The sequence below is a fragment of the Streptomyces phytophilus genome (assembly GCF_013870535.1).
In the GTDB taxonomy this organism is placed as follows: Bacteria; Actinomycetota; Actinomycetes; order Streptomycetales; family Streptomycetaceae; genus Streptomyces; species Streptomyces phytophilus.
The window spans coordinates 1-2,195 of the sequence record NZ_JACBXC010001029.1; the positions used below are offsets into that span (position 1 = coordinate 1).

Annotated in this window: 3 protein-coding genes; all 3 read left to right on the forward strand. The window is 74.4% G+C overall.

Annotated features, from left to right (window positions below; translation table 11 throughout):
* The coding region (locus H5J30_RS28615; RefSeq protein WP_181790182.1) for a S1C family serine protease at positions 1 to 556 on the forward strand (556 nt) is incomplete at its 5' end.
* A gap of 10 nt (positions 557 to 566) precedes the next feature.
* Complete coding sequence (locus tag H5J30_RS28620) at positions 567 to 1,238, forward strand: response regulator transcription factor (protein WP_181790183.1); 672 nt, start codon at positions 567 to 569, stop codon at positions 1,236 to 1,238.
* Positions 1,235 to 2,195: sensor histidine kinase (locus H5J30_RS28625; protein WP_181790184.1), on the forward strand; the 961-nt coding region annotated here is incomplete at its 3' end. The genes H5J30_RS28620 and H5J30_RS28625, both read left to right, overlap by 4 nt.

Genomic DNA, 2,195 nt, shown 5'->3' on the forward strand with positions numbered 1-2,195 from the left:
CGTGGTGTCCGTGCAGGCCGGCGAACGGCAGGGCTCCGGCTTCGCCTTCGACGACCGCGGCCGCATCCTCACCAATGCCCACGTCGTCGGCGGCGCCACCGACGCCACCGTCGTCCTGCACAGCGGGCGGCGGGTCGACGCCGAGGTGCTGGGCCGCAACACCGGCCGGGACGTGGCGGTGCTGGAGGTGGCCGGGTCGTACGCCCCGCGCGCGCTGCCCAGGGGCCGCTCCGCGGACCTGTCCGTCGCCGACTCGGTGCTCGCCATCGGCTCGCCGCTCGGCCTGTCCGGCACCGTCACCTCCGGCATCGTCAGCGCCGTCGACCGCGAGGTCTCCCTCGGCGGCGGCGCCCAGCAGCGGGCGGTGCAGACCGACGCCTCCATCAACCCCGGCAACTCCGGCGGCCCGCTGGTCGACGCGTACGGCCGGGTCGTCGGCATCAACACCGCCATCGCCTCGCTGGACCGGGGCGCCGGCGGCTCGATCGGCATCGGCTTCGCCGTGCCGGTGGAGGATGCGGTCCGGGCGGCGGACTCGATCATCGACGGCGATTAGGTTCGTGGGCATGCGGATACTCGTGGTCGAGGACGAAGAGGACCTGGTGGGCGCGCTCAGGGTCGGACTGGTGCGCTCCGGGTACGCGGTCGACACCGCCGCCGACGTCGACGGCGCGCTGGAGAAACTCGGGGTCAACGACTACGACCTCGTGCTGCTGGACCTCACCCTGCCCGACGGCGACGGCCTCGCCGTCTGCCGCGAGATACGCGCGGCCCCCGGCGGCCCGCGGATCCTGATGCTCACCGCCCGCGACCGCCTCGCCGACCGGGTGCGCGGCCTGGACGCGGGCGCCGACGACTACCTCGTCAAGCCGTTCGCGCTGCCCGAGCTGCTCGCGCGGATACGGGCCCTGCTGCGCCGCGACGAGGGCGGCACGTCCGTCGTGGAGGTCGGCGAGCTGCGGCTGGACACCGCCAGGTTCGAGGCGTACCGGGGGATGCGCCCGCTGCGGCTCACCCCCAAGGAGTTCGGGGTGCTGCACTACCTGATGACGCGCCCCGGCCGCGTCGTCTCCGCCGAGGAGCTGCTGGAGCACGTCTGGGACGAGAACGCCGACCCGTTCACCAACACCGTGCGCGTCACGGTCGGTTCGCTGCGCCGCAAGGTCACCGGCCAGGACGAGCCGCTGATCGAGACCGTCATCCGGCACGGCTACCGGCTGAAGGAGGAGACCCGGTGAGGCGGCCCCGGCTGCCGCTCCCGGCGTTCGTCCACACCATCCGCTTCCGACTCACGGTGCTCTACTCGGTGCTGGTGTTCTGCCTGACCGCGCTCGTCCTCGGCGGCGCGTACGTCGCCGTGCAGCGCAGCGGCGACGCCCAGCCGGTCAGCAAGGAGCTGGAGGCCGAGAAGCAGATCGACGGCGTGGCGGTCGGGCGGATCGACGTCGTCAAGGCCGAGGAGGTCGAGGCCGCCGTCAACTACGAGACGCTGGGCAACCTGCGCACCTTCTCCTTCGCCGTGCTCGGCGGCGTGGCCGTCGCCAGCCTCGGCACCGGCTGGGTGCTCTCCGGCCGGGCGCTGCGCCCCGTACGCGCCATCGCCCGCACCGCCGAGGAGATCCAGGCCGGCAGCGACCTCTCCCGCCGGATCCGGCTCGAAGGACCGCGCGACGAGCTGCGCATGGTCGCCGACACCGTCGACTCGATGCTCGACCGGCTCGACGGCGCCTTCGCCGCGCAGCGCCAGCTCGTCGACGACGCCTCGCACGAGCTGCGCACCCCGCTGGCCATCATCCGGGCCAACCTCGACGCGGTGCTCTCCGTCGAGGAGTCGGAGCCGGAGGAGCGCCGGCGGGCCGTCGCCGTGGTCGACCGGGCCACGACGCGGATGACGCGCCTGGTGGAGGACCTGCTCGCCACCGCGCGGCGCTCCGCCGCCGCGTTCGCCGACGCGGACGTGGACCTGGCGGTGGTGGCGGACGAGGCGTGCGAGGAGTTCGCGCCGCTGGCGGCGGAGCGGGGCCTTGCGATCCGGCGCCGGCTGGACGAGGGCCTGGTGCTGATCGGCGACCCGTACGCGCTGCGCCGCGCCGTCGGCAACCTGCTCTCCAACGCGGTACGCCTCGCGCCCGCCGGCACCCGCATCACGGTCGCCGCCGGCCGGGCGGAGGGCTGGCTGTGGATCGCCGTGCAGG